This window comes from Polaromonas glacialis (assembly GCF_000709345.1).
GTDB lineage: Bacteria > Pseudomonadota > Gammaproteobacteria > Burkholderiales > Burkholderiaceae_C > Polaromonas > Polaromonas glacialis.
This window is the reverse complement of sequence record NZ_KL448323.1, coordinates 121541-143621: the sequence shown is the minus strand read 5'-3', so window position 1 is coordinate 143621 and position 22081 is coordinate 121541. Positions and strand designations below refer to the sequence as shown.

Annotated in this window: 15 protein-coding genes and 1 tRNA gene; 11 read left to right on the top strand and 5 right to left on the bottom strand. The window is 61.8% G+C overall.

Annotated elements, in window-relative coordinates; all coding sequences use genetic code 11:
- Nucleotides 1-15 precede the first annotated feature (15 nt).
- Together EC86_RS0100995 and EC86_RS0100990 are read right to left on the bottom strand one after the other, a co-directional pair.
- Nucleotides 16-507, bottom strand: a complete 492-nt coding sequence (locus EC86_RS0100995) for an aminoacyl-tRNA deacylase (RefSeq protein ID WP_029523857.1) — start codon at nucleotides 505-507, stop codon at nucleotides 16-18.
- Nucleotides 508-531: 24 nt separating this feature from the next.
- Nucleotides 532-1593 carry an aldo/keto reductase gene (locus EC86_RS0100990; RefSeq protein WP_029523856.1) on the bottom strand — a complete coding sequence of 354 codons (1062 nt, stop codon included), beginning with the start codon at nucleotides 1591-1593 and terminating at the stop codon, nucleotides 532-534.
- Between the two features lie 219 nt (nucleotides 1594-1812).
- On the opposite strand from EC86_RS0100990, the gene EC86_RS0100985 reads away from it, so the two are divergent.
- Nucleotides 1813-2475, top strand: a complete 663-nt coding sequence (locus EC86_RS0100985) for a YiaD family glycine zipper/OmpA-like lipoprotein (protein ID WP_029523855.1) — start codon at nucleotides 1813-1815, stop codon at nucleotides 2473-2475.
- 104 nt (nucleotides 2476-2579) lie between these two features.
- Here EC86_RS0100985 and EC86_RS30325 read toward each other — a convergent pair whose 3' ends face one another.
- Complete coding sequence (locus tag EC86_RS30325; protein ID WP_269635676.1) at nucleotides 2580-2705, bottom strand: hypothetical protein; 126 nt, start codon at nucleotides 2703-2705, stop codon at nucleotides 2580-2582.
- A 24-nt stretch (nucleotides 2706-2729) separates the two neighbouring features.
- On the opposite strand from EC86_RS30325, the gene EC86_RS0100970 reads away from it, so the two are divergent.
- The 9 genes from EC86_RS0100970 to EC86_RS0100930 all read left to right on the top strand — a co-directional run bounded on the left by EC86_RS0100970 (nucleotide 2730) and on the right by EC86_RS0100930 (nucleotide 15007).
- Nucleotides 2730-3659, top strand: a complete 930-nt coding sequence (locus EC86_RS0100970; RefSeq protein WP_029523854.1) for an alpha/beta fold hydrolase — start codon at nucleotides 2730-2732, stop codon at nucleotides 3657-3659.
- A gap of 85 nt (nucleotides 3660-3744) precedes the next feature.
- The gene (locus tag EC86_RS0100965; protein ID WP_029523853.1) at nucleotides 3745-7212 is read left to right on the top strand and encodes a response regulator; all 3468 of its coding nucleotides are present in this window, start codon (nucleotides 3745-3747) and stop codon (nucleotides 7210-7212) included.
- A gap of 3 nt (nucleotides 7213-7215) precedes the next feature.
- The gene (locus tag EC86_RS0100960; protein ID WP_084181085.1) at nucleotides 7216-8100 is read left to right on the top strand and encodes a CheR family methyltransferase; all 885 of its coding nucleotides are present in this window, start codon (nucleotides 7216-7218) and stop codon (nucleotides 8098-8100) included.
- The gene (locus EC86_RS0100955; protein ID WP_029523851.1) at nucleotides 8100-8699 is read left to right on the top strand and encodes a chemotaxis protein CheB; all 600 of its coding nucleotides are present in this window, start codon (nucleotides 8100-8102) and stop codon (nucleotides 8697-8699) included. The genes EC86_RS0100960 and EC86_RS0100955 overlap by 1 nt, the downstream gene beginning before the upstream one ends.
- Nucleotides 8693-9901: a hybrid sensor histidine kinase/response regulator gene (locus tag EC86_RS0100950; protein WP_029523850.1), complete on the top strand. Its 1209-nt coding sequence runs from the start codon at nucleotides 8693-8695 to the stop codon at nucleotides 9899-9901. Before EC86_RS0100955 ends, EC86_RS0100950 begins: the two co-directional genes overlap by 7 nt.
- Nucleotides 9902-9987: 86 nt before the next feature.
- Nucleotides 9988-11092 (top strand): peptide chain release factor 2 gene (prfB, locus tag EC86_RS0100945; RefSeq protein WP_156955160.1). Its coding sequence is split into 2 segments (ribosomal slippage): nucleotides 9988-10068 and nucleotides 10070-11092, totalling 1104 coding nucleotides; the frame shifts between segments, so codons are not numbered across the junction.
- Between the two features lie 51 nt (nucleotides 11093-11143).
- The gene (gene pepN / locus EC86_RS0100940; RefSeq protein ID WP_051675657.1) at nucleotides 11144-13867 is read left to right on the top strand and encodes an aminopeptidase N; all 2724 of its coding nucleotides are present in this window, start codon (nucleotides 11144-11146) and stop codon (nucleotides 13865-13867) included.
- Nucleotides 13868-13911: 44 nt separating this feature from the next.
- Nucleotides 13912-14919 carry a class 1 fructose-bisphosphatase gene (locus tag EC86_RS0100935; RefSeq protein ID WP_029523847.1) on the top strand — a complete coding sequence of 336 codons (1008 nt, stop codon included), beginning with the start codon at nucleotides 13912-13914 and terminating at the stop codon, nucleotides 14917-14919.
- A 12-nt stretch (nucleotides 14920-14931) separates the two neighbouring features.
- Nucleotides 14932-15007, top strand: a tRNA-Thr gene (locus tag EC86_RS0100930).
- 226 nt (nucleotides 15008-15233) lie between these two features.
- Here the strand turns inward: EC86_RS0100930 and EC86_RS28440 are convergent.
- Both EC86_RS28440 and EC86_RS0100925 read right to left on the bottom strand, forming a co-directional pair.
- Nucleotides 15234-15812: a hypothetical protein gene (locus EC86_RS28440; protein WP_156955159.1), complete on the bottom strand. Its 579-nt coding sequence runs from the start codon at nucleotides 15810-15812 to the stop codon at nucleotides 15234-15236.
- Between the two features lie 116 nt (nucleotides 15813-15928).
- The gene (locus EC86_RS0100925; RefSeq protein ID WP_198026735.1) at nucleotides 15929-18007 is read right to left on the bottom strand and encodes a YjbH domain-containing protein; all 2079 of its coding nucleotides are present in this window, start codon (nucleotides 18005-18007) and stop codon (nucleotides 15929-15931) included.
- Nucleotides 18008-18580: 573 nt separating this feature from the next.
- Between EC86_RS0100925 and EC86_RS0100920 the strand changes: the two genes are divergently transcribed.
- Nucleotides 18581-21898, top strand: coding sequence for a transglutaminase family protein (locus tag EC86_RS0100920; protein WP_029523845.1), 3318 nt, complete (start codon nucleotides 18581-18583; stop codon nucleotides 21896-21898).
- The last annotated feature ends 183 nt before the right edge of the window (nucleotides 21899-22081 follow it).

Sequence of the window (22081 nt, the reverse complement as noted above, 5' to 3'; positions counted from 1 at the left end):
TCTCCTTGTTGTTATTCATTCGACCAATGCGCACTGCACCGGTTTGGCGCCGAGCAGCATGACGCACACCTGCGGGTCAAGGCGCACCAGGTAGCCACGCCGCCCGCCATTGATGGCGATTTCGGACAAGTCCAGGATGCGTTCCTCGATGTACACCGGCATGGTTTTGCGCGTGCCAAACGGCGAGGTGCCGCCGACCAGGTAGCCGCTGTGGCGGTTGGCGACCTCGGGCTTGCAGGGCTCGACCGACTTGGCACCGATCTGGCGCGCCAGGTTTTTCGTCGAGACCTTGCGGTTGCCGTGCATCAGCACCAGCAGCGGCCTGGCGTCCTGGTCCTGCATCACCAGCGTCTTGACGACGGTGAACGGATCAAAGCCCAGTACCTGCGCGCTGTGCTGCGCGCCGCCGTGCTCCAGGTACTCGTAGGAATGCCCGGTGAAAGCGATCTGGCGGACCTTGAGCAGTTGCGTGGCTGGCGTCTCGGACACGTGGTCTTTTTTAGCCATGGCAGCGTCCGGAAAAATTTGGCCCTACAGCGCCGGGTCCCGGCTTTCCCAGCGAATCTTGTCGATTTCTTCGAGCACTCCGGCGCTCAGCGTGGTGCCGTACGCGTCCAGGTCTTCGTCCAGCTGCGCCACCGAGGTCACGCCGATGATGGTGCTGGCGACCTGCCACTTGGTGTAGCAAAAAGCCAGCGCCAGCTGCGTGGGTGTCAAGCCGTGGCCCTGCGCCAGCTGGTTGTAGCGGCGGGCCGCCGCCAGCGCTTCAGGACGGCCCCAGCGCTGCTTGCGGACCGACTCGTACCGGGCGATGCGGCCGTCCTGCGGCGCGCCGGCGCCTTCAAGGCCGGACGCGTCGTACTTGCCGGTCAGCAGGCCGAAACCCAGCGGCGAATACGCCAGCAGCGACACGCCCAGGCGGTGCATGGTTTCGTCCAGGCCGTTTTCGACGGTGCGGTTGATCAGGCAATACGGGTTTTGCACCGTGGCCACGCGCGGCAGGCCGTGCTGCTCGGCCAGGCGGACGAACTCGTGTACGCCGTAGGGCGATTCATTCGACAGACCGATGTGGCGCACCTTGCCCTGGCTGACCAGCCGGCCCAGCGCTTCGAGCTGCTCGTGGATGGAGGTTGTGGTGCGTTCCTGCGACGGGTTGTAATACAGCGCGCCAAAGGCAGGCACATGGCGCTCGGGCCAGTGGATCTGGTAGAGGTCGATCACGTCGGTCTGCAGGCGCTTGAGGCTGGCGTTGCAGGACGCGGTGATGTCGTCGGCCGTCATGCCCGTGCCTTCGCGAATCCAGGGCATGCCGCGCGACGGTCCGGCTACCTTGGTCGCCAGCACCAGTTGCTGGCGCGCGCCCTTGTTTTTAGCCAGCCAGTTGCCGATGATGGTCTCGGTGGCGCCAAAGGTTTCGGCGCGCGCCGGCACTGAATACATTTCGGCCGTATCGAGGAAATTGATGCCGCGCGCCAGCGAGCGGTCCAGAATGGCGTGCGACGCGGCTTCATCGACCTGTTCGCCAAACGTCATGGTGCCCAGGCAGACCGGGGTCACGTGCAGGTCGCTTGCGCCGAGTTGAACTTTATTCATGGTGTGGAAGGGTTTGGAGTGAAGGGGTTGGCAAAAGTAAGCAGCCTTGCCGGCAATGACCGAAAGGCGCTAGTTTAAAGGCAGTAAAAATGGCCTCATCGCACTCCGATTTGGGCGTTTGTCTGACACTTTCATACAATTGCAACGTTTAGTATTCACTTACTGGCGCTCTAATGCGTCGTTCGAATTGAGCAATATTATTATTTTGAGGAGTCTCCCATGAGAAAAGCATTCACCACCACCGCCACCTGCGCAGCACTGGCACTGGCCGTTTTGTCGGGTTGCGCGAATATGAGCGAAACCCAGCGCGGCACGGCTCAGGGCGCGGGCATTGGCGCTGGCCTGGGCGCACTGCTGGGTGCAGCCACTGGCGGCTCCAAGGGCGCGGCGCAGGGCGCGGTGCTGGGCGGCGCGGTCGGCGCGGGCGGCGGCTACATCTGGTCCAAGAAAATGCAGGACCAGAAAGTTGCCATGGAACGCGCCACGGCCGGCACCGGCATTGGCGTCAGCCAGACCCAGGACAACCGCCTGAAGCTCGACATCCCGAGCGATGTGTCGTTCGACGTGGGCCGCTCGGCCATCAAGTCGAACTTTGCGCCGGTGCTGACGAATTTCGCGACCAGCCTGAACCAGAACCCGATCACCACCGTGTCCATCATCGGCCACACCGACAGCACCGGCTCCGACGCCATCAACAACCCGCTGTCGGTAGACCGCGCCAACGCCGCCCGCGACTACCTGGTCGGCCGTGGCGTGGCCGCGCAGCGCGTTGCCACTGACGGCCGTGGTTCGCGCGAACCGATTGCCGACAACGGCAGCGACCAGGGCCGCGCCAAGAACCGCCGCGTCGAAATCTACGTCGCCGAACCGGCTCCGCGTTAATTCCCGCCTGGCGGGTTGACCCAAAAAAGCGCCTTCGGGCGCTTTTTTCATGCTTTTTTGATCAAATTCGGCTTTTACGCTTTACAGGCCGGCTTTAGCAGCTATTAAATCAGGAGCATATAACAACAGGCCTCGGCACTGTTGCAGTCCTTGTCCACCTGCACGCAGAAGCTGAAGTGCAGTTCGGCATGGCGCTTGGCCCTGTCGCTGCCTTGACTGCGTTTGAACATCCGTCTCCTTATGATGTGCGTCCAATGTACAAAGAAACCCGACTTTTTCGCAGCGAGTTTGTCCCCATGCGCGGACTCGACCACCATGTGCTGACCTGGACCAGCGGGCAAGGTGCCGCATTGCCGCCGTTGGTTTTATTGCACGGCTGGATGGACGTGGCGGCGTCCTACCAGTTCATGGTCGATGCCTTCACCGACGCCTTTGCCGCCGGCCGCACCATCATCGCGCCCGACTGGCGCGGCTTCGGGCAGACCGGCTTGCTGCCTTCGGGCTGGCAGGCCGACAGCTACTGGTTTGCCGACTACCTGGCTGACCTGGACCATTTGCTCGACCATTACGCGCCCGGCCAGGCGGTGGACCTGGTGGGCCACAGCATGGGCGGCAACGTGGCCATGCTGTACGCTGGCGTGCGGCCGGCGCGTATTTGCCGGCTGGTCAACCTGGAAGGATTCGGCCTGCCGGCCAGCCGGCCCAGCCAGGCGGCCGGACGGCTGGCGCAATGGATGGACGGACTCAAAAGCGTGCAGCGCGGCGAGATGGCGCTGAAAAGCTATGACGATGTCGGCGGCGTCGCGCAGCGCCTGATCAAGACCAATCCCCGGCTGACGCCGGACAAGGCGCTCTGGCTGGCCAGCCACTGGGCGCGGCCCGATGCATCGGGCCAGTGGCGGATTCTGGGCAACCCGGCACACAAGGTCCCGAGCGCGCAGCTCTACCGGGTCGATGAAGTGCTGGAAATCTACCAGCGCATCATCGCGCCGGTGCTGGCGGTCGAAGCCTCCGGTGATTCGATGGCGCAGTGGTGGAAAGGCAAGTATTCGCTCGATGAATACCATGAGCGGCTCGGCCAGGTGCCCGATGCGCGGGTGGCCGTGGTCGAGGATGCCGGCCACATGCTGCACCACGACCAGCCCGAGGCGCTGGCCCGGCTGATCGAAGCTTTCCTGGCCTGAAGCACCCGCGCCGCCAGGCCCGGGCGCCGGGCTTTTTAGGGCAAACTTGACGCTTTTTGTACCCCGAAGCGCAAAGCCCCCTTTCATGAACGATTCGCAACCCGTCACCCAGGACAGCTTTCGCCGCATCCTGTCGCGCAACATCAGCTTTCCGCTGGGGCTGGGCGCCCTGAGCGCCGTTCTGTTCCTGGTGCTGATCGCCTACCTGCTGTCCATCCTGAACTGGGTGGAACACTCCGAGCGGGTCATTGGCAACGCCAACCAGGTGGCCCGGCTGAACTCGGAAATGGAATCAAGCATGCGCGGCTACCTGGTGACCGGCGAGGAACCCTTCCTGGAACCCTACGAGGTGGCCTTGTCCCGCTTTGACAGCGAAGTCGCGACCCTGTCCGCCATGGTCAGCGACAACCCGGTGCAGGTGGCCCGGCTCCAGCGGATCACCGGCCTGCAGCAGCAATGGAACGAGTTTGCCAAAGAGGCGATTACCCTGCGCCGCAACAATCTGGACTATGTTGCCCTGGCGCGCACAAGCCGTGGCAAGCGTCTGAAAGACGAGATCCGGCAGGAACTGGACAGTTTCATCGCCATGGAGCAGCGGCTGCTGCTGCAGCGCAATGAAGAGGCGCGCAGCACCACGTTCTGGAGCGTGCTGGCTTATCTGCTGTTCACGCTGGGGGTCAGCGGCCTGCTGGCGTTTCGGGGGCGGCGCGAACTGCTGGGCCTGTCGGTCAGCTACGACGAGGTGCTCAAGCAGCAGGCCGACCATGCCGCCCAGCTGCAGCAGCAGGCCTGGCTGCGCAGCGGCCAGACGCGGCTGGCCGAACAGATGCTTGGCCAACCGGACATGGCACGGCTGGGGCACAGCGCGCTGGAATTCCTGGCGCATTACCTGGAGGCCCCGGTGGCGGCGCTTTACAGCCGCGACAGCGATGGCCGGCTCAAACGCGTGGCAGCCCATGGCTTCACCCCGGGGAGCGAACAGGTCGAGCAGACCTTCTACGGCACCCAGGGGCTGGTGGGCCAGGCGGCGCTGGAAAACCGCATCGTCCGGCTCGACGACGTGCCGCCCGACTACCTGAAGGTAGCGTCGGGACTCGGGCAGGCCGCGCCGCGCCATGTGCTGGTGGTGCCGCTGCACCACGATGCGCAGGTGACGGGCGTGGTCGAAATGGCCTTTTTCCGGGGGCTGCAGCCGCGCGACATGGAGCTGACCGGGCTGGTGGCGCACACCATCGGCACCGCGCTGCATGGTGCGGTGTACCGCCAGCGCCTTCAGGATGCGCTGGGCGAAACGCAGCAGCTCAATGAAGAGCTGCAGGTCCAGCAGGAAGAACTGCGCACGGCCAACGAAGAACTGCAGGAGCAGTCAAACGTCTTGTCGCAGTCGCAGGCGACGCTGGAAAACCAGCAGGCCGAGCTGGAGCAGACCAACGAGCAGCTGGCCGAGCAGGCGATGTCGCTGGACCACAACAATGCAGCGCTGCGCCAGGCGCAGGCCGACCTGGAAGCTCGCGCCGAGGAACTGGCGCGCGCCAGCCGCTACAAGTCCGAGTTCCTGGCCAACATGTCGCACGAGTTGCGCACGCCGCTGAACAGTTCGCTGATCCTGGCCCGGCTGCTGTCCGAGAACCCGAAAGGCAACCTGACCGACGAGCAGGTGCGCTTTGCCCGGGCTATCCATTCGTCGGGCAACGACCTGCTGAACCTGATCAATGACATCCTGGACATTTCCAAGGTCGAAGCCGGCAAGCTCGAACTGGTGCCGGAACAGGTCACGCTGGCCGCCCTGGTCGATTCGCTCAAGACCAGCTTCGAGCCGCTCGCCCGGCAGAAAAATCTGGTTTTTGAAATACACATTGCGCCCGGCACGCCGGCGGCCCTGCTGACCGACCGCCAGCGGGTCGAGCAGATCTTGAAAAACCTGCTGTCGAATGCGCTCAAGTTCACCGAAACCGGCGCTGTCCGCCTGCAGGTGGTGCCCGAAGCCGCCGGCGGCATTGCGCTGGCAGTGCAGGACTCGGGCATTGGCATTGGCCAGGAGCAGCAGGACATCATTTTCGAGGCCTTCCGCCAGGCCGACGGCACCACCAGCCGGCGCTACGGCGGCACCGGGCTGGGGCTGTCGATCTCACGCGACCTGAGCATTTTGCTGGGCGGCTCGATTTCCGTGCACAGCATTCCCGGCCAGGGCAGCACCTTTACCCTGCACCTGCCTGCCGCCCTGCCCGCTCCGCTGGACAAGCCGGCAACCGCCGCCCTGCAGCACGCCGTTCAGCCTGCCCCGCAGGCGACGACTGCGCCAGTCCCGCCGGTTTCATCGCAGTCTGCGCTGCCCGCTTTTGCCGACGACCGCTTCATGAAGGGCAAGGGCCGGGTGGTGCTGGTGATCGAGGACGACGCTGTCTTCGCCCGCATCCTGTACGACCTGGCGCGGGAGCTTGGCTTCAACTGCCTGGTGGCGCACAGCGGCGAAGACGGTTTCCTGCTGGCCGGGCAGTTCAAGCCCGATGCGGTGCTGCTCGACATGGGGCTGCCTGACCGCTCGGGCCTGTCGGTGCTGCAGCGACTGAAGGAAACGCCCGCGACACGCCATATTCCGGTGCATGTGGTGTCCGGCCAGGACCACCGGGAAGCCGCCTTGCTGCTGGGCGCTGTGGGCTATGCCATCAAGCCGTCGAGCCGTGAACAGCTCAAGGAGGTGTTCACCACCCTGGAGCACAAGCTGACGCAAAAGCTCAAGCGCGTGCTGCTGGTGGAAGACGATGAACTGCAGCGTGAAAGCGTGATGCGGCTGATTGCCGACGACGAGGTGGACATCACCGCGGTGCAGACCGGCGCCGAAGCGCTGGCCCTGCTGGCCAGCACGATCTTCGACTGCATGATCGTGGACTTGAAGCTGCCCGACATGCAGGGCAATGAACTGCTCAGGCGCATGTCGGCGGGCGACATCTGCTCGTTTCCGCCGGTGATCGTGTACACCGGCCGCAGCCTGAGCCGCGCCGAAGAGGCCGACCTGCTGAAATACTCGCGCTCCATCATCATCAAGGGCGCGCATTCGCCCGAGCGCCTGCTCGATGAAGTCACGCTGTTCCTGCACAAGGTCGAGTCCAGCCTGTCGGCCGAACAGCAGCAACTCTTGAAAACCGCCCGCAGCCGCGACGAGGTGTTCGAGGGCCGAAAAATCCTGCTGGTCGATGACGATGTGCGCAACATTTTTTCGCTGACCAGCGCGCTGGAGCAAAAGGGCTTCGTGGTCGAAATCGGCCGCAACGGCTTCGAGGCGCTGGAGCGGCTGGGCGAGGTGCCAGACATCGAGCTGGTGCTCATGGACATCATGATGCCGGGCATGGACGGGCTTGAAGCAACGCGCCGCATCCGCCAGAATCCACGCTTGCAAAAACTCCCCATCATCGCGGTGACCGCCAAAGCCATGAAGGACGACCAGGAGCAATGCCTCGCGGCCGGCGCGAACGACTACCTGGCCAAGCCGATCGACCTGGACCGGTTGTTTTCCCTGCTCAGGGTGTGGATGCCCGTGGCCGGGCGGGCTTAAGCCATGCCCCAAAAAACCAGTCCCACAGGCCCGCCGGCGGCCGAACCCGGCAACGGCCTGCAGGCCAGCACGACCGACGCCGAACTGCAGCGCCTGATGGAGGCGATCTACCTCAAGTACAGCTACGATTTCCGGGACTATTCCGGCGCCTCGCAAAAACGCCGGGTGCTGTATGCGCTGACGCAACTCGCCTGCCCGAGCATTCCCGAGCTGCAGACCAGGTTGCTGCACGACCCCAGGGTGTTCCAGCAGGTGCTCCAGTACCTGACGATTCCGGTCAGCGAAATGTTTCGCGACCCGGCTTTTTTTCTGGCCCTGCGCCAGCAGGTGGTGCCGTACCTGCGGACCTATGCGTCCCTCAAGGTGTGGATTGCCGGCTGCAGCACCGGCGAAGAGGTGTATTCGCTGGCCATCCTGCTGCGCGAGGAAGGCTTGCTGGAGCGTTCGCTGATCTATGCCACCGACATCAATCCGGCTTCGCTGGACAAGGCACGGCAAGGCATCTTTGCGCTCAGCAGCATCCGCGGCTTTACCGCCAACTACCAGCAGTCCGGCGGCCAGCGGGCCTTTGCCGACTACTACACCGCCGCCTACGATGCGGCCATCTTCGACAAGTCGCTGCGGGACAACATCGTCTTTGCCGACCACAGCCTGGCCACGGACAGCGTGTTTTCGGAAACCCAGATGGTGCTGTGCCGCAACGTGCTGATCTATTTCACCAAGAAACTCCAGGACCGCGCCTTCGGGCTGTTTCACGAATCGCTGGGGCACCGCGGCTTCCTGTGCCTGGGCAGCAAGGAAAGCATAGACTTTTCCAGCTACGCCACCCGTTTCGAGCCGCTGGTGCGCGCCGAGCGGATCTTTCGCAAGCGGCCGGGGCTGGCGTGATGGACAAGCTGACCCAGGCGAAATTGCAGCGCGTCAAGGCGGTGGTGATCGGCGCTTCGGCCGGCGGCGTGGATGCGCTGATGGAACTCCTGACCGGACTGCCTGCCAGCTTTGGCCTGCCGCTGGTGGTGCTGCTGCACCTGTCTGAAAGCCACCACAGCCAGCTGGCGGAAATATTCCGGCGGCGCACGGCCATGCAGGTGCGGGAGGCGGCGGACAAGGAAACCTTGACGCCGGGAACGCTCTACTTTGCACCGCCGGGCTACCATTTGTTGGTCGAGACGGACCATTCGCTGTCCCTGAGCTGCGAGGCGCAGGTGCATTTTTCGCGTCCCTCGATTGATGTGCTGATGGAGTCGGCCGCCGACGCCTACGGCCTGAACCTTGCCGGAATCCTGCTGACCGGCGCCAACGCGGACGGCGCCCGGGGGCTGGATAAAATCGGCCGGCAAGGCGGCCTGACCGTGGTGCAGGACCCGGCCGAAGCCTGCATGGCCGTGATGCCTGAAGCGGCCATCCGCCTGCGCCAGCCCGACCTGATCCTTGATTTGAAAAGCATCCACAGCCTGCTGCTGGAACTGGGAAAGAATTCATGCTGAAAGACAACAACGTCAACGTCCTGATCGTTGACGACCTGCCCGACAACCTGCTGGCGCTCGAAGCCGTCATCCGCCTGGAAGGCCGGACGGTTTTTCAGGCGTCCAGCGGCGAGGAAGCGCTGGCCCTGCTGCTGACCCATGAATTCGCGCTGGCCATCCTGGATGTGCAGATGCCCGGCATGAACGGTTTCGAGCTGGCCGAGCTGATGCGCGGCACGGAAAAGACGCGCCACATCCCGATCGTCTTCGTGACGGCGGCCGGCAAGGAGTCGAACTTCGCGTTCAAGGGCTATGAAAGTGGCGCGGTGGACTTTTTGTACAAGCCGCTCGATGTGCAGGCGGTCCAGTCCAAGGTCAATGTGTTTGCCCTGCTGTACCGGCAGCGCCTGGAAACCCGGCGCCAGGTACTGGCGCTTGAACACAGCAGGAAGAAACAGGAAGCCCTGCTGGCGAACCTGCAGACCACGCAGATGGAACTGCAAAAGGCGCTGAAGCTGCGCGACGAGTTCATGTCGGTGGTGGCGCATGAACTGCGAACGCCGCTGAACACCCTCTTCATGGATGTGCAGATGCGAAAAATGCTGCTGGAGCGCGGCAAGGTGGCTGTTTTCGACGTTGCCTACCTGGAAAAAATGGTCGCGCGCGACCAGCGCCAGGTCCAGAGCATGGTGCGGCTGATCGACGACATGCTCGATGTCACGCGCATCCGCAGCAACCGGCTGTCGATCCGCCCCGGCCCGGTGGACCTGCCGGCCTTGCTGGCCCGCGTGGTGGGACACCTGAGCCACCAGGCGCAGGCCGCAGGCAGCACCATCACGCTGCATGCCGACCAGCCGTTGACCGGCTGCTGGGACGAATTCAGGATCGAGCAGGTGGTGACCAACCTGCTGACCAATGCGCTGCGCTACGGCAACGGCAGGCCGGTCGAGGTCAGCCTGGTCCTGCTGGCCGACAGCGTGGCCATCCACGTCCGCGACCAGGGCAAGGGAATACAAGCCCGGGACCAGCAGCGTATCTTCGACCCCTTCGAGCGGGCCGTGGGCCAGGGCGACAGCACGACCGGCCTGGGGCTGGGTCTGTACATCACCCGGCAGCTGGTCGAAGCGCACGGCGGAACCATCAGCGTGCAGAGCCGGGAAGCCGAAGGCGCACAGTTCAGCGTCACGCTGCCGCTGGCCGTGCCTGCCACGGCGTCACTCTGATCTGCCTGCAAGGCGGTGCCCGGCGGCCCTGCTGCGAGCATGAGAAAATGGCCGATTGAATTTCAGACAACGACAGGACTTTCCCCATGGACGCAGAACACATCAACATCATTTCCAACCAGATCGAGGACCTGAGCAACCGGGTCAATGAACTCAGGGGGTATCTTTGACTATCCTGCCAAAGCCCGAAAACTGAACGAAGTCAACGCCGCGCTCGAAGACCCGAAGGTCTGGGACAACCCCAAGCGCGCGCAGGAACTCGGCCGCGAGAAAAAATCGCTCGAAGACGTGGTGCTGATCCTGGACCGGCTGGAGCAGGAACTGGCAGACAACACCGAGTTGTTCGAGATGTCCAAGGACGACAACGACGAAGCCGGCATGCGCGCCATCGAGGGTGAAGCGGCCAAGGTTGTCACTGAAGTCGAAAAGATGGAATTTCGCCGGATGTTCAACAACCCGGCCGACCCGCTCAACGCTTTTCTGGACATCCAGGCCGGCGCCGGCGGCACCGAAGCCTGCGACTGGGCCAGCATGCTGCTGCGCCAGTACCTCAAGTATGCCGAGCGCAAGGGGTTCAAGACCACGATCGAGGACGAGTCCGCCGGCGACACCGCCGGCATCAAGGGCGCAACCATCAAGATCGAGGGCGAATACGCCTTTGGCCTGCTGCGCACCGAAACCGGCGTGCATCGGCTGGTGCGCAAGTCGCCGTTCGACTCGTCGGGCGGGCGCCACACCTCGTTTGCCTCGGTGTTCGTCTACCCCGAGATCGACGACTCGATTGAAATCGACATCAACCCGTCCGACGTGCGCACCGACACCTACCGCGCCAGCGGCGCCGGCGGCCAGCACATCAACAAGACCGATTCGGCGGTTCGCCTGACGCACATCCCGACCGGCATAGTCGTGCAGTGCCAGGAAGGCCGCTCGCAGCACGGCAACCGCGATGTCGCCTGGAAACGCCTGCGCTCGCGGCTGTACGACTTCGAGTTGCGCAAGCAGCAGGAAGCGCAGCAAAAGCTGGAGGACACCAAGACCGACGTGGGCTGGGGCCACCAGATCCGCAGCTATGTGCTGGACAACAGCCGCATCAAGGACTTGCGCACCAACTACGAAACCTCGGCCACGCAAAAAGTGCTGGACGGCGACCTGGATCCGTTTATTGAAGCGTCCCTGAAACAGGGCGTCTGATGGCGGCTTCGGCCGCCTGTTTTGAATTTCTGGATTTTTGAGGAACCCCCCATGCTGCCAATGCTTGACGGAACAGGACCCGGCGCCGCCGTGGTCATCAACCGCGCCGACTACACCGCCCCGGCCTACTGGATCGACACCGTTGATCTGTGCTTTGACCTGGACCCGGCGAAAACGCGCGTGCTCAACAAGATGACGCTGCGCCGCAACCCGGACGTGCCGGCGCAGCCGCTCCGGCTCGACGGCGAGGAACTCAACCTGGCGCGCGTGCAGGTCAACGGGCAGGGCACGTCGTTCAAGATGGAAGGCGGCCAGCTGGTGCTGTGCGACCTGCCCGATGCGTTCGAGCTGGAAATCTTCACCACCACCTGCCCGTCCAGGAACACCAAGCTGATGGGCCTGTACGTCAGCAACGACTCGTTCTTCACCCAGTGCGAAGCCGAAGGCTTCCGGCGCATCACCTATTTCCTCGACCGCCCGGACGTGATGGCCAGCTACACCGTCACGCTGCGCGCCGACAAGGCGAAATACCCGGTGCTGCTGTCCAACGGAAACCTGGTGGCGCACGGCCCGCTCGACGATGGTCCGAACGGCGCGCGGCATTTCGCCAAATGGGTCGATCCGCACCGCAAGCCGAGCTACCTGTTTGCGCTGGTGGCCGGCCAGCTGGTGGCGCGGGAGCAGCGCATCACCACGCGCGCCGGCAAGGAGCACCTGCTGCAGGTCTATGTACGGCCCGGCGACCTCGACAAGACCGAGCACGCCATGGTCTCGCTGATGCATTCGGTCGCCTGGGACGAGGCGCGCTTCGGCTTGCCGCTGGATCTTGAACGCTTCATGATTGTCGCCACCAGCGACTTCAACATGGGCGCGATGGAAAACAAGGGCCTGAACATCTTCAACACCAAGTACGTGCTGGCCAACCAGGCGACGGCCACCGACATTGATTTTTCGAACATCGAAAGCGTCGTCGGCCACGAGTATTTTCACAACTGGACCGGCAACCGCATCACCTGCCGCGACTGGTTCCAGCTCAGCCTGAAGGAAGGCCTGACGGTGTTTCGCGACCAGGAATTCAGCCAGGACCTGTGCGACCAGCCTTCAGCTAGAGCCGTCAAGCGCATCGAGGACGTTCGCGTGCTGCGCACCGCCCAGTTCCCCGAGGACGCCGGCCCGATGGCGCATCCGGTGCGGCCAGACAGCTACATCGAGATCAGCAATTTCTACACCGTCACGATCTACGAAAAAGGCGCCGAAGTCGTCCGCATGATGCAGACGCTGGTGGGCCGCCAGGGTTTTGCCAAGGGCATGACGCTCTACTTCGAACGCCACGACGGCCAGGCCGTGACCTGCGACGATTTTGCGCAGGCCATTGCCGATGCCAATCCGGCGTCGGATCTGGCGCGCCTGCTGCCGCAGTTCAAGCGCTGGTACAGCCAGGCCGGCACACCGCGACTGGAAGCGCAGGGCCTGTACGACGCGGCCGCCCGCAGCTACACCCTGACGCTGTCGCAAACCTGCTGGCCCACGCCGGGACAGCCGGTCAAGGAGCCGTTCGTGATTCCGGTCGGCCTTGGCCTGCTCGGCGTGGACGGCCAGGATGTGCCGCTGCAACTGGACGGCGAAACCGCTGCTGCCGCAGGAACGCGCACCGTCGTGCTGGCGCAGGCAAGCGAAAGCTTCACCTTTGTCAACCTCGACGCCGAACCGGTGCCGTCCATTCTTCGCGGCTTCACCGCGCCCGTCGTGCTGGAGTTCGACTACCGGGATTCCCAACTGCTGCATCTGCTGGCGCACGACAGCGACCCCTTCAACCGCTGGGAAGCCGGCCAGCGCCTGGCGGTCAACAGCGCTATTATCGCTATTAAAAAAATAGCTAGTGATGCAGTCGCAGCATGCGCAAACGTGCTAAATGATGCTTATTTAGACGCCATGCGCGAGATCCTGCGCCACCCGACGCTCGATTCCGCCTTCAAGGACCTGGTGCTGACGCTGCCATCCGAAACCTATCTGGCCGAGCAGCTCGACGTGGTCGATCCGCAGCACATCCACGCCGTGCGCGAAGCCATGCGCCAGCAGCTCGCCAGCGCGCTCCAGGCCGACTGGGAAGCGGTATACGAAGCGAATCACGACACCGGCGCCTACACGCCCGACCCGGTGTCCAGCGGCCGCCGCGCGCTGGCCGGCATGGCGCTGACACACCTCTGCCTGGCCGCGCGGGAAACTGGCGACACCGTGTGGCCGGGCAAGACGCTGCAGCGTTTCAAGGACGCCGGCAACATGACCGACCGCTTCAACGCCCTGGCCGCCCTGGTGTCCAGCAGCCATCCGCTGGCCGCGCAGGCGCTGGCCATGTTCCACGCCATGTTCAAGGACGAGGCGTTGGTCATCGACAAGTGGTTCAGCCTGCAGACCGGCGCGCCCGATCGCGGCGGCAACATCCTGCCGGCGACCAGGCAGCTCATGAAGCATGCCGACTTCAGCCTGAAAAACCCGAACCGCGCGCGCAGCGTCGTCAGCACCTTCTGCCAGGGCAACCCGGCGGGCTTTCACCGGCTTGACGGCGCCGGCTACGCCTTCTGGTGCGAACGCGTGGTCGAACTCGACGCCCTCAATCCGCAAGTCGCCGCCCGGCTGGCGCGCGCGCTGGACCGCTGGAGCAAGCTGGCCGAGCCCTACCGCAGCCAGGCGTACCAGGCGATTGCCCGCGTTGCCGCCCGCACCGACCTGAGCAAAGACACGCACGAAGTGGTCACGCGCGCCCTGGGCCATTGAGCCCGGCAGGCCCCCTATTCATTTACCGACTGGAGTTTTTCCTGATGTCCAAAAAGATTTCCCTCACTCGCTACCTGGTCGAGCAGCAGCGCCTTGAAGGCCACATTCCGCCCGAGCTGCGCCTGCTGATCGAAGTGGTGGCCAGAGCCTGTAAAGGCATCAGCCAGGCCGTCAACAAAGGCGCGCTGGGCGACGTGATGGGCACGGCCGGCAGCGAGAACGTGCAGGGTGAAATCCAGAAAAAGCTCGACATCATCGCCAATGAAGTGCTGATCGAGGCCAACGAATGGGGCGGCCACCTGGCGGCCATGGCGTCCGAGGAGATGGACAGCATTTACGTGGTGCCCAACCGTTATCCGCAAGGCGAGTACCTGCTGATGTTCGACCCCCTCGACGGCTCCAGCAACATTGATGTGAACGTCAGCATCGGCACCATCTTCAGCGTGCTGAAAAAAGCCGAAGGCAACCACGGCGTCGAGGAAAGCGATTTCCTGCAGGCCGGCAACCAGCAGGTGGCGGCCGGTTACTGCGTCTACGGTCCGCAGACCACCCTGGTGCTGACCGTGGGCGACGGCGTGGCCATGTTCACGCTCGACCGCGAACAGGGCTCGTTCCTGCTGACCGAGGAAAACGTGAAGATTCCGGACAACACGCAGGAATTTGCCATCAACATGAGCAACATGCGGCACTGGGACGAACCGGTCAAGCGCTACATCGACGAATGCCTGGAAGGCAAGGAAGGGCCGCGCGGCAAGGACTTCAACATGCGCTGGATTGCCTCCATGGTGGCGGACGTACACCGCATCCTGTGCCGGGGCGGCGTGTTTTTGTACCCGTGGGACAAGCGCGAGCCCGAAAAGGCCGGCAAGCTGCGCCTGATGTATGAAGCCAACCCGATGAGCTGGCTCATCGAACAAGCCGGCGGCGCCGCCACCAACGGCAAGCAGCGCATTCTCGACATTCAGCCGACCAAACTGCACGAGCGTGTCAGCGTGATGCTGGGCTCTAAAAATGAAGTCGAGCGGGTCACCGCCTATCACTCCGGGCTATAATCGAGAGCTTAAGCCGGTGTAGCTCAGTCGGTAGAGCAGCTCATTCGTAATGAGAAGGTCGGGTGTTCGATTCATCTCTCCGGCACCAAAACAGATAAAGGTTCATTGCTATGAAAATAGTAGTGAACCTTTTTTTTGTGGCCCAATATTCAAATATCAGCAAGTGCTCGATTAAGGGCATGTGATTACTGATCTACGAGACGGCATGAAGCTGAAAAATTCGAGCCACAAAAAAGCCCGCCAAGTGCGGGCTTTTGAGATGTGTAGCCCGCGCAATGTACGCTGGGGCTCTAAATGGGGACGGTAAAAGTGGGTTAACCGCCGAGGCCAGTAGCGCCAGTAGCAATGACAAACGTGATAGTGCCAAAAGGCGTTCCGCTCACCGTTACGACGCCAGATTCACTGATCGTCACGGTCACACCCAGACTAATGCTGGAAGCATTGCCCAATATCCACTTCACAAATGAATTGGATGAGCCAGTGGTCAAACCAGCAGTGGCCAGTTTCAGATCACAAGGTTTAACTTCGGTCGTTGCACCAACTTGCAGCTTTGTGAAAGTTGCTGGAAAGTTAGATTGAGTGATTTTAAAAATACACGAACCATAGGTCATCCCACCTTTTGCACCGAATCCTCCCGAACTGAGGCTGAAATCGGGGTTTGCACTGGAGCCGGAGAGTGCAATCGTTGTGGCTGATGTCGTTCCTAAAGCGGAAACGCCAGAGTCAAAGCTAAAGCTTTTATTCACCATCGCTTGCGCAGTGGAGGCGGTAACTGCTGCTGTGGTGTCAGCTGATGCAACAGTTTTAGAGGGTGTACTGTCGCCACCACATGCAGCCAGCAAAACGCCGCAGCCAAATAGCGATGCTGCCAAAGAGATTTTATTGAAATGCATACGTTACCTTTTGTTAAAAATACATAAATTTTGTACTAATCTGTTTAATACTTCTGGCGAATACTAACTTAATCTTGCAAATTTTTTTAGCTTTTACCAATTGATGAATGATGTTTTCATTCGATTTGGTCACGGGCGTAGAGAAAAAACGACTCTCGCATACGTTGAACCTGCTCCTTGATGTACTCCGGCGTGACGCGGCCCGCGTTTAGCAATTCCACTTCAGACTTGTAATTCAGGTTGACTGGGCGCACCGCATCGGGACGTACATAGTTACCCGGGTTGGCCGCATTGGTGATGAGTGTCCGAAGCGACTGCGCATAGCGTGGCGTTCCAGTCAGTTGCACCGGGCCGGACCCCATGCCCTGGCGCGGCGTCAAAGGCAGGCTAAGTTCCATGCCCACAAAGGTGCTGTTGCCCCCCTTGCGGGCAAACACTTGCACAGCCACATCGCCAAACCAGCGGGTCACGGTCACGCTTGGCCCCGTGGAACGGTCGGTGTACTGTTGGTAACTGCCCTCTACCCAGGTCTGGGTGTCGAATTTCCAGCGGTAGGACGCCGCATAAGCCTCTTCACGGCTGGGCAACGTATTGTCCTTGTTGCGCTGGTAGCTGCCTTTGAGGTGCAGGGTGTCCTCGTTCCATGGCAGAAACAGGATGGATTCGCCCTCTGTGCCGTAGGCTTGGTAGTTGTATTTACCCACGCCCACACTGGTAAAAAGGCGTGGACCCAGCCAGAACGACTGCTGCACTGCCAGCGTTTTTAGGCCGTTTCGGTGCAGTGAACTGGCAAACAAGCGACCGGGCTCCATGTCGCTGCTGTTGTTCAGGCGCTTCACCAAGTCGGCATAGACTTCTCCGCCGGGCCATATGGTGGCTGTACCGCGAACATTGGCAGCGAGCGAGTAATCAAAAGCGCCATATTCGGTGGCAAACGCATAATTGAGCAGCGGCTTGAGTTCCACGCGCAACAATGAGCGATGTTGCGCTGCCCCTGCATCGCCTGCGGCCCATTGCACGTTGGCGGCATCGTAACCTGCGAGTCGGCCAAAACCCATGGTGTCTTTGATGCGGCCAGCATCGCCGTCGCGCAGGAAATTGCGAAATGCAGCCACCTCGACCGAGGTTTCAAAGACCACCAAACCGGCCTTGCGCGAAATCACATTAACCCGGGCAATACCGGTAGGTGCATGCTCTGCTGCCAAGCCGAGAACGATGCCAAGCGCATCGGCCTCGTTGTGCAGGTAACGGTAATTTTCATACTCGACCACCCATTCATTGCCCAAGGTTCCGATTCGTACGCGGTCCAGACCGCTGGCGCGCAAGCTGCGCGACAAGCTATCCATTCGATCTTCGGCTGTGGCAGTCATGCCGTCGCCGGCCATCACTGAAATGGGCTTTAACGGCCTGTGCACAGCATCTGCCTTGGCCTTGCGAGTGCTGTCATCCGTGTCCAGTGGCAAGACCAGCGATACATTGAAACTTGTCGCATCGGCTTTGCGTCCGGCCATGTTGCTGACGCCAAACGAGCGCTGAAGGGTGGTGACGACCTGCCCGTCGCCCAGCCAGGGCAGCATTTCAGAGTAGTAACGCAAGCCGGCGTGGCGCTGCGTTCCGTCAGTTTCGGCCAATGCGGTAGCGCGGGTGCTGCCGAGTTTGAATTCGACGCCGCCAAATGCGCCGTCCAGTACCTTGGAGCCATTTTTGCGGGCCTTCGCTCTGGCATAGCCCAGTGACCAGCGCAAGGGACCATATTCATCGCTGGCCACCGCATACTTGGAACTGAAATTCACAGCACCACCGCTGACGTCAGTCGCACCTACAGCCAGTTTGGGCAGACCGGCCATGTCCAGGGGCAGCTGCCATTTGACATTGGCCGAAATATCGCGCGGTCCGTTAATGTCAGGCAGTCCTGGCAATGTCGCCTTTGGATTTTGGTAGTCGGCGAAACGCCCGAATACCTCAACCCGTGGGATCAATCCAAAGCCCAGACTGTAATTACGCCGGTAACTGAAATTGCCAATTAACGCAGGCTGGTAGTTACCCACGCTCAATGCCATGTCGCCTGAATCCAGCACGTAGGCTGATGGAATGTTCAGTCCTCCTGTGGCACCCAAGCTTGCCACGCCCAGGCCTTGGGCCTGCAGACCCGTGCTCTGGCATAAGGCTACCAGTCCCATGAAGGTAGCAAACACGGGAAATGGCAGGTTTCGGACCAACGGAGTTGATGTCATGAAATAATTTTTTTCAAAAATGGCAATTTAAAACAATAAATATGTTTCAAATTATATGCAGCGCGTAATACTTTTCTGAAATGAATCCCAGGCTGAAAGTTGTCTCGGGCAAATACTTGACAGCTAAAACAACAGGTTTTTCCAGGCGTGTCCCTGGTTCACGGCTGTTGTGTGCCGCGCGCAACACAGTGGCCACAGTCAAAATTGAAGGCTCAAATGCTGGTTTCTTCGTCAAAGGTTGACGCCACACCCGCTCGGTTGATTGAGAAAATTTTCAGCTTTCACAACGGGGGCGTCAAAACCTGACGGACAGACTTCATTCCGGGGGCGGCCAAACTGGGCGGCATGATAAAAGGCAGAGGCCTTGACCGTTCATTTGTGGTGCTGCTCTGCTATCGCGCTTAAACAGCTAAAGTCAGGCCTAGCCAAGTCAAAAAACTGGGCACGAATCCTGCGTTGTAGACATTTTTTATTCAGTTCCCGGCGATGCGGTTGCCCGTGTTGCACTCACCACCCTCCGAAAGGCACCCTCCAATGGCCATCCGTGTTGCGCTGCACCACAAAACCAGCTACCACTACGATCGCCTGGTCGCGCTGTCACCACATGAAGTTCGCCTACGTCCGGCGCCCCATGCGCGTACGCCGATTCTTTCGTATTCGCTGACCGTCACGCCAGTCAACCATTTCATCAACTGGCAGCAGGACCCGTACGGCAATTACATCGGCCGCTACGTGTTCCCTGAAAAATCGGACAAGCTTGAATTCACGGTTGACCTGGTGGCCGACATGACCGTCATCAACCCGTTTGATTTTTTCGTTGAAAAGTATGCCGAATTTTTCCCGTTCAGCTACCCGGTGCAACTCGCCGCCGAACTGAGCCCCTACCTGAAGACTGACAAGCCCGGGGAACTGCTCGTTGCCTGGGTGGCGGCGGCGCGGCGCGATTTGCTGAAGAAAAACCTGGCGACCAACGACTTTCTGGTGGCCGTCAATCAACGCCTGCAGGGCGACATTGCCTACCTGCTGCGGATGGAACCCGGCGTGCAGACACCTGAGGAAACGCTGCAGAAACGTTCGGGTTCCTGCCGGGACAGCGGCTGGCTGCTGGTACAAATCATGCGCGAGATGGGCCTGGCCGCGCGTTTCGTGTCGGGTTACCTGATCCAGCTGCGCGCCGACCAGGCTTCGCTTGATGGCCCGAGCGGCACCGAAGTCGACTTCACCGACCTGCATGCCTGGACCGAGGTGTATGTTCCCGGCGCCGGCTGGATCGGGCTGGACCCCACATCGGGCATGCTGGCCAGCGAAGGCCATATTCCGCTGGCCTGCACGGCCATGCCGTCGTCGGCGGCGCCAGTCACCGGTTTTACCGACAAGGCCGAAGTCACGTTCTTCCATGAAATGACGATCACGCGCATTCATGAAGACCCGCGCGTCACCAAGCCGTACAAGGAAGAGGACTGGCAGAAAATCAACCTGCTTGGCCAGCAGGTTGACGCCGACCTGAAGCGCCAGGACGTGCGCCTGACCCAGGGCGGCGAGCCGACCTTTGTGTCCATCGACGACATGGACGGGCCAGAATGGAACACCCTGGCGCACGGCGACAAGAAGCGTGAACTGGCCGGCCAGCTCATGCATCGCCTGAAAAATCACTTCGCGCCAGGCGGCATGCTGCATTACGGCCAGGGAAAATGGTATCCCGGCGAGCCCCTGCCGCGCTGGGCCCTGAACATTTTCTGGCGCATCGACGGCCAGCCGATGTGGCTCGATCCCACGCTGTTCTCGGACGAGGCCAAACCCGACGGCTATGGCAGCGAAGAGGCCGAGCGCTTCAGCGCCGAACTGGTCAAGGCGCTGGGCCTGCCGGCCTACAGCCAGATTCCGGCCTATGAAGATGTCCTGCAGCAAGCCCGGCTGGAGCAAGGCCTGCCGGTGAACCTGGACCCGCTGCAGGTTGACCTGAAAGCATCGGAGCAGCGGCGGCGCCTGGCGCGCCTGCTCGAAAGCGGACTGGGCCAGGTCGTCGGCTATGTCCTGCCGCTCAAGCCCCGGGACCTGGACCCGAGCATCGCCCTGGGAACCGCCTGGCGCACTTCCCCCTGGCCGCTCAAGCGCGAGCACCTTTACCTGACCGAGGGCGACTCGCCCATGGGGCTGCGCCTGCCGCTCAATGCGCTGCCCTGGGTGCTGCCAGAAGAAAAAGAGCCTGAATTCGACGTTGATCCTTTCGCACCGCAGGCGCCACTCGATGCCGGCCGAAAGGAAAAACGCGGCACGGCCAAGGTGAAAAAGCCTGTTCCTGCCGACGAGCAGCCCGAGCCACGCGAAGTCATCCACACTGCGCTGTGTGTGCAGGTGCGGGGTGGCCGGCTGCATGTCTTCATGCCTCCGGTCAAACGCATCGAAGACTATCTGGCGCTGGTCACGTCGGTCGAGAACACGGCGGCCAAGCTCAAGCTCAAGCTGTGGATCGAAGGCTATCCGCCGCCGCGCGACCCGCGCATCAAGCTGCTCAGCGTCACGCCCGATCCGGGCGTCATCGAGGTGAACATCCACCCGGCGGCCAGCTGGAACGAGCTGGTCTACAACATGACCACGCTGTACGAAGAGGCCCGCCTGACGCGCCTTGGCACTGAAAAGTTCATGGTGGACGGCCGCCATACCGGCACCGGCGGCGGCAACCACGCAACCCTCGGCGGCGCGACCGCCGAAGACAGCCCGATGCTGCGCCGGCCCGACCTGCTCAAAAGCCTGATCACCTACTGGCAGAACCATCCGGCGCTGTCTTACCTGTTTTCAGGCACGTTCATTGGCCCCACCAGCCAGGCGCCGCGCGTTGATGAAGCGCGGGACGACAATCTGTACGAGCTGGCGATTGCCTTCCAGCAGATGGACAAGGTGCTGCCCACGATGCAGCCGGGCGACAAGCCCTGGATGGTGGACCGCCTGCTGCGCAACCTGCTGGTCGATCTGACCGGAAACACCCACCGCTCGGAATTTTCCATCGACAAGCTCTATTCCCCCGACGGCCCGACCGGCCGCCTGGGTCTGGTTGAATTCCGCGCCTTCGAGATGCCGCCGCACGAGCGCATGAGCCTGCTGCAGATGCTGCTGCTGCGCGCGCTGGTGGCGCGCTTCTGGCGCCAGCCCTACCAGTCGAAACTGGTCCACTGGGGCACCGCACTGCATGACCGCTGGATGCTGCCGCATTTCGTGGCGCAGGACATCCGCGACGTGGTCAAGGACTTGCGCGCCTCGGGCTATGCCTTCGAAGAACACTGGTTCGACCCGTTCATCGAGTTCCGCTTTCCCCGTTTCGGCACCGTCGTCTATGAAGGCGTGGAGATGGAACTGCGCCAGGCCATCGAGCCGTGGAATGTGCTGGGCGAGGAAATGAGCGCCGGCGGCACGGCGCGCTATGTCGATTCGTCGGTCGAACGCATGCAGTTGCGGGTACGCGGGCTGACCGACGGGCGCCACGTGATTGCCTGCAACGGGCGCATGCTGCCGCTGCATCCGACCGGCGTTCCGGGCGAGTATGTGGCCGGCGTGCGTTTTCGCGCCTGGAGCCCGTGGTCTGCCCTGCACCCGACCATCGGGGTGCAGGCGCCGCTGACCTTCGATCTGGTGGACACCTGGAGCGGCCGCGCCATTGGCGGCTGCACCTACCATGTCGTGCATCCGGGCGGTCGCAGCGAAGAGCATTCACCGATCAATGCCAACGCGGCCGAGGCTCGCCGCTTTGCCCGCTTCTGGGCGCATGGGCATACCCCGGGACCGATGAACGTGTACAAGGAAGATTTGAATCCAGGCTTTCCCATGACGCTCGATTTGCGTTGGCAGCCTTATTGACGGTATCCTTGTAAGGTCCCCCAACGCGGATGCCTCGTTCTGAGTCATCCGCGTTTTTGCTGGAGCCAAACCACCCTGAACTTACATCACCAGAGCGCCAGGCGCATGGCAGCTTTTTGCTACTGAATTTATAGCTTCTTGCGCATACCAGACGTGCGCAAAAGGCTTATTTGATACCAAAAA